The following is a 6,184-nucleotide window of genomic DNA, read 5'->3' as shown; positions in this document are numbered from 1 at the left end:
CCCCGCCCCTTGCGGGGGTTTATTTTCCCGTTAACCCCTTCCCCCGCCTGGGGCGGGCCACTACGTTGGGGTCTACTGGTGAAGCCCCTGCCGAGCATGGCTCGGCACTACAAGGCATTGCTTGGAATGCCCCTGCCGAGCATGGCTCGGCACTACGCTGCTACCTGTAGAAATCGGCAATCTGATCGGTGAACTGCTGCGGGTTGGCACCTACAAGATTGGTCAGAACCACCACCGCCAAGCCTTCGTCCGGGTAAATCACGAACGCCGCCCGCGCACCGCCAAAGCTGCTGATCTGGCGCTTTCCTGTCGGCCCCGATACCGGCCAGCCCGCGGCCCAATCACCTTCGCTGCCATCGTTCAGATGCTCCGGCATCCACATCCGCGCCAGGCTGTCAGCCCGCAGCACGCGATGCTGCAACAGGGCCGCCAACCACCGCGCCAGATCATCGGCAGTGGTCTGGATGCCACCACCGGCCCACAAGCCCTGTGGCATGTCGTAGAACCAGTGCGAAAGTCGCTTCGGTGCACCGGCAGCATCACTGCTGCGTGGAAAAAAGCTGTACATGGTCGCTGCGTTCGGCAGCAGATCGTAGCTGTCACCGAACCCGATGTGCGTCATGCCAACACGCTTGAACTGGTTGTCCGCCAGATAGTCCTCATAGGTACTGCCACTGCGCTGAGCGATGATCCTGGCCAGCAAGCCGTAGTTGGTCTGGTTGTAGGCGAACCGCGCGCCCGGCAAGGCCTGCATCGGCTGTTGCTCAACCAGCTGCCATGCCGTTGCTTCGGAACCACCACCAACCAGGCCCTGCGCATCGACGATATCCGGCAGGCCCGAGGTATGCGCCAGCAGCTGGCGTACACGGATCGCCTGCCATGCGGCGGGCAGTTGCTGCAGATAGGCGGAGATTGGCGCATCAAGATCAAGCTGCCCGGCTTCGGCCAGCTGCATGACCGCCACGCCGGTGAATGCCTTGGTCGCCGAGTTGATGGGGAACAGGGTCGCAGGCGTGGCTGCCACCTTGTTCTCGACATTGGCCAGCCCGACCGCCGTCGAAAACACCACGTTGCCGTCCTTGACCACCGCAACCTGCAGCCCCGGGATGCCTCTGTCCTCCATGCTGGCAGCAATGAAGCGCCGTGTCGCCTCATTGGCAGCCTCCAGCGTGGCCGCAGCCAACTGAAGAGGCAGCACGCAGAGAAGCACACCCAGGCACAACGGGTTTCGGGAGGTTGCACGTCGCATCGTCTGGCTCCGGTCGTGGCTGGCGGAAATGCGTCGGATCGCGGCTGTCGCGATCACCGACTCCAGACTTGGATGCATGCAACGGGCAAAAGGTTTAAACCGGCGATCACCCGCACCCGGCATTCGCCATTGCCTCGACTGGGCTGAGCCCCCCACCTCAACGCCCGGAATGCTGCAGCATCCGCTGCATCATCCTTTGCTCACGGATGACGACGTGCCACGCCGCACTCCCGATGGACAGTTCAACCTCGCGACGCAGCCCTGCATCGTTGATGATCCATGAGCCGTTGCGAATACGGCGGTGCTGTGGATTCGCGCTCGCCTCGATAGCAAACGCTGGCACCAGGCGCAGCACCAGCGGCAACGCGAGGGCTGTCACGCTACACGTCCGCGGCCGTCGACATCACAGGTCAACGCCGAAGCCAACACCGGCGGACTTCTCACCGCCACCAAAGGCTCCGCCCAGCGAGAACGAAGCGCGCGCCCCCAGCCGCACGCCATAACCGATCGACAGCGCCTGTTCCCCCCCCTGGAAACCGGCGCCCACCGCAACCCGCCCGCGCGCGCTCTGGCCACCGGCTGCGTTGATCGCCATGTTGGTCATTGCCGATGTCATCGCGCCCATCCGGTCGATGCGTCGGTCCTGATTGCGCAGGCGTTGCTCCACGCCGTCATGGAAGCGGGTGAAGTCGTCGCTGAACGCGGCCAGCGCGCTATCCGTATAGGCATTGGCACTGGTCAGGGTCTGGGCTGCGGTCGTATCGGTGTACTGGTTTGCAGAAGCCAACGTCGCCGTATCCCCCGCGCTGACCTCACCGCGCACGGTGGCCACCTGGGCATCGGTGTAAACCGTGGACGCGGCCAAGGTCGCGGCGTCACCGGCATCGGCATGCGCGCGCGCGGCCTGCAGCCCCATCGCCTGACTGTTGGCGACCTGCTGGTCGGTGTACTGGTTGGCGGAGTCAAGCGTAGCCGCATCGCCGGCCGCGAGGTCACCACGCAACGAAGTCTCACGCGTATCGGTATAAGCATTCGCCGAAGCCAGCGTTGCCGCATCCCCCGCTGCCATGTCCGTGCGGATCACCGCCTCGCGCGCATCGGTATGCGCATTGGCCGCATCCAAGGTGGCCGCGCCACCGGCGACGATGTCGTCGCGGATGGCCGCCTCACGTGCATCGGTATAGCTGTTGGCGCTGGCCAGGGTCGACGCGTCCGCATCGGCCATATCGGTGCGGATCGCTGCCTCGCGCGTATCGGTGTGCGCGTTGGCCGCATCCAGCGTGGCGTCCCCTCCGGCGGCGATGTCGTTGCGGATGGCGGTTTCACGCGCATCGGTGTATTGATTCGCCGCCACCAACGCAGCGTCAGCCCCCGCATCGGCGTAGCCCTGCAGCGCAGTGCCCTCAGCGGCCAGCCCCGCGTCCAACGCGCCCAGCGCCGAGCCCACGTCGTGGTGCACCCCTCCCTGGACCGCATAGTACGGCGCGGTGAACACGCCACCACTGTACGCAGCACCGCCACCCAACCACGCAGCCACACCTGCCAGCCCGCTGCTGGTGGATGCCGACACCGCGTTCAACTGGGTGAGGTTCACCGCGTCATTGCCAGCTGTGCCGGCGGCAACGTTGGTGATGCGCCGCTTCAATGTAGCCGACCCCACCGACACCACATCGGCAAGACCACCGTCGCTGCTGCCAGAGCCCAGCGCGACCGAACCACCACCGGCAGCTATCGCATTCCTGCCGATGGCGACATTGTTGTCCGTGCCTGCCGTTCCGCTGGCACCATGGAAGCCACAGCAGCCTTCGACACCGTCACCGCCATTGCCAGCCTGGCTGCCGTTGCCCAACGCGATGTTGTAGTTGCCGCCGGCGCCACCATTGCCGCCTGTGCCACCCGCGCTGCCCTGACCGGCCCTGCCGCCGTTACCAGCACTGCTGTTGCTGCCGAACGCCAGGTTGTAGGCACCGCCATTGCCACCGGTACCACCGGTCCCCCCTGCGGTGCCATTCGAGCCCTGCCCGCCCATGCCGACCGAACTGCCCTGCCCGAAGGCGGTGTTGCCGGTGGAATTTCCCAGCCCGCCAGCAGAACTGCTCCAGCCCGGCTGCGACGGCCCCGGATTGCCATCAGCGCCAACCCGACTGCCTTCCTGGCAGGCAATGGCACCAGTACTGGCGTCTTGCGTGCAGGGCGTGGTCGGCGAGGTACCGCCAACGACTTCAGCAGCCTGCGCTGGCGAAAACGGCAACAGGCCCAGCATGGCAAGCACGGCCAGCGGCGCAGCCTTGGCAAGGACAGGACGGTTCATGGAAGGATCCCCCGAATCAGCAAGGGACAAACCTACCGTTGTGCCTACATGTCCCGCATCCACGAAATCAGGTAGTCGGCAGCCAGCCGGACCGTCACCTGATCACGCCATCAGTGGCAGCAGCAACGCCAGCCGCGTTCCGCTGCCATTGGCGGCGGCTGATACCTGCAGTTCGCCGCCCAGCCTGCGTGCACGCAGGTGCATGCTGGCCAGCCCAGCGCCAGTGCCCGATGCCCCCTTGCCACTGGCACCTTGCACCAGCCCAATACCGTCGTCGTCGATATGCAGTTGCAGCTGGTCACCTTGCCGACGCAGGTAGACATCCACGCGCTGCGCGTGGCTGTGCTTGAACACGTTGGTCAGGCCTTCCTGCAGCAACCGCAACAGGTCGAGGCTGCGGCTGGCTCCAAGCTCGATGCCATCGATGTCCTGCAGGTGCCAGTGGGCCTGGATGTCCACCGCATCCAGCAAGCCACTGGCACGGTGCCGCAGCGGCACCAGCAGCTCGGCCAGATCCGCCTGCTCGCGAGCGGTGCTGTCGATGACCAGGCGCAGGTCGTCACGCATCTCGCGCAGCATACCGATGACCTTCTGCCGTGGCATGTCATCGGGCGCCTGCTCCAGGCGCGCTATTGCGCCCACCAGGGTGCCGCCAAAGCCATCGTGCAGGTCACGCACCAGCTGCAGGCGCTCACCGGCGCGGCTATGCGACAACTCCAGCGCATGCTGTTGCTGCAAGGTATCCGCCAACTGCGTGGTGGCCTGCTGCACTTCGTGGCGCAGTTCGGCGTTGAAACCTTCCACCCGCTGCATGGTATTGGCGAAGCGGTACGCCAGCACGAAGCCCATGCCGAGCAGCATCAACGGCGAGGTGAACGATCCCAGGTAGCTGACACCGCCATACCAGCCCATGTACACGCCCAGATCATGCAGCGATACCGCGATCGGCAGGATGATGCACAGCGCCAGCACCTGGTAGTCACGCCGGCCGCTGCGCAGCGCATAGCCCATGAAAGTGAACGAGACCAGGTAGAGGAAGGCGATGGTGGGTACCAGATAGACGTTGCGATGCGGCCCCATCCATTGCGGCCACAGCAGGGCGCCCGCCATCACCAGCACTGCAATGGCCAGCAACACGCGCTCCAGCCGCGGCCAGCGCCGCTCGCAGAAACGCAGCAGGAAGACGGTATGGGCAGCAGCACCGGCCACGTAGCAGGCACCAATGAAGGCTTGCCAGCCATCGGTGCTGGGGAACGGCCACGGGCTGCTGGCGAAGAAATTACTGTCGTACAGGCGTCCGAACACCGCGCTCAACGCGTACCAGCCGTACATCGACTCCTTGCGCCGCAGCAGCCAGAACATGCCGATCACCGCTGCCAGCACGAAGCCGATCGCGCTGTCCAGAACCTGCAGGTCGTGGCGGACGAAAACTTCGTTGTGGAAGCGTGCCTGCAGGATCTGCGGGTCGCCTACATCCACCACCCCCAGCGAAGGTTGGTAGGCCGCCAGGCCAGAGACCCGAACCAGCAGTTCATTCTCGCCTTGCTTGAGCAGCGGCGACTGCAACAGGAAATAGCGTGGTACATGCCAACTGCGTGACAGCGGCTCGACCAGCGACGGGTCGCGATCGATCAGGCTCCCGTTGAGGTATACGGCCGCTGCCATGCAGGTGTAATCCAGCAGCAGGCCGGTTGCTTGACTGGCGTCATTCTGTTGCCAACGCAGGCGATACCAGACCACGCCGTCGTGATCGGGCCAGCGCGTCTGCCACTGGTCAGCCAGTGGCACCTGCACCCAACCCTGCGCAGGTGCTGCTGGCGATTGCCAGTCTGCACGTACAGCTTCAGCGTGGGTGATACGGGTGATGTCCCCTGCCCCTGCGTTGGCGCTGGCCATGCAGACCGACAGCAGCAACAGCAAGAACCAGCGGATCAAGGTAGCAGCCCCATCGCACGCGCTTCATATACCGCGGCGGTCCGCGAGCCCACCGCCAGCTTGCGGTAGATGTTGCGGGTGTGGGCTTCGATGGTGAGCCGTGACAAGCCGAGCAACTCGGCAATCTCGCGGTTGCCGTAGCCCTGCGCAACGTGGTTCAGAATGCCGAGCTCTCGCTCGGACAGCTGCACGGCGGGCGCCGCTGGAGCAGCGACTGGAGGCTGCGCAACCGCTGGCAGCAAGGCCAGAATGCGCCGCGCGATCATCGGGTCGATCGGCGCGCCACCGCGTTGCAGGCTGCGCAGTGCAACCGTCAGCTCGATGTCCTCCCGGTCCTTGAGCAGGTAGCCTGCGGCGCCGGCGCGCAATGCAGCGAAGATGCTTTCTTCCTCGGCAAACGCGGACACAATCACTGCTTGCAGCTGCGGCACATGCTGCTGCATCCATCCGACAAGTTCGATGCCGGTGCCGTCGGGTAGTTGCATGTCGACCAGGGCGAGGTCGAACTGATGGGCTTGCAGGAGTGCAAGGGCACTGCCGAGGCTGTCGGCGGTGTGAATCCGTGTCTGTTGGTCTGTCAGCAATTCGGACACGAGCCTGACCAGCCTCGCCAGCGAGGCTGCATCGTCGTCGATGATCAGGATGGAAGACAGCTCCATCGGGCCCCGCCATGGTCCGTGTTGTGGCGG

Annotated in this window: 5 protein-coding genes; all 5 read right to left on the bottom strand. The window is 65.0% G+C overall.

Annotation, left to right across the window (positions count from 1 at the left end):
- Positions 1-160: 160 nt before the first annotated feature.
- Entirely contained in the window at positions 161-1,249 is a 1,089-nt protein-coding gene (locus tag ACVOLI_RS09660; RefSeq protein ID WP_481534431.1) for a serine hydrolase domain-containing protein, read from the bottom strand.
- A gap of 157 nt (positions 1,250-1,406) precedes the next feature.
- Positions 1,407-1,628 carry a hypothetical protein gene (locus ACVOLI_RS09655; RefSeq protein ID WP_481534430.1) on the bottom strand — a complete coding sequence of 74 codons (222 nt, stop codon included), beginning with the start codon at positions 1,626-1,628 and terminating at the stop codon, positions 1,407-1,409.
- A 24-nt stretch (positions 1,629-1,652) separates the two neighbouring features.
- Entirely contained in the window at positions 1,653-3,560 is a 1,908-nt protein-coding gene (locus tag ACVOLI_RS09650) for a hypothetical protein (protein ID WP_481534429.1), read from the bottom strand.
- 102 nt (positions 3,561-3,662) lie between these two features.
- The gene (locus ACVOLI_RS09645; RefSeq protein WP_481534428.1) at positions 3,663-5,495 is read right to left on the bottom strand and encodes a sensor histidine kinase; all 1,833 of its coding nucleotides are present in this window, start codon (positions 5,493-5,495) and stop codon (positions 3,663-3,665) included.
- Positions 5,492-6,154: a response regulator transcription factor gene (locus ACVOLI_RS09640; protein ID WP_481534427.1), complete on the bottom strand. Its 663-nt coding sequence runs from the start codon at positions 6,152-6,154 to the stop codon at positions 5,492-5,494. The genes ACVOLI_RS09645 and ACVOLI_RS09640 overlap by 4 nt, the downstream gene beginning before the upstream one ends.
- Positions 6,155-6,184: the final 30 nt, after the last annotated feature.

Source organism: Stenotrophomonas sp. STEN029, assembly GCF_056760015.1.
This window is presented reverse-complemented; position numbering and strand designations above follow the sequence as displayed.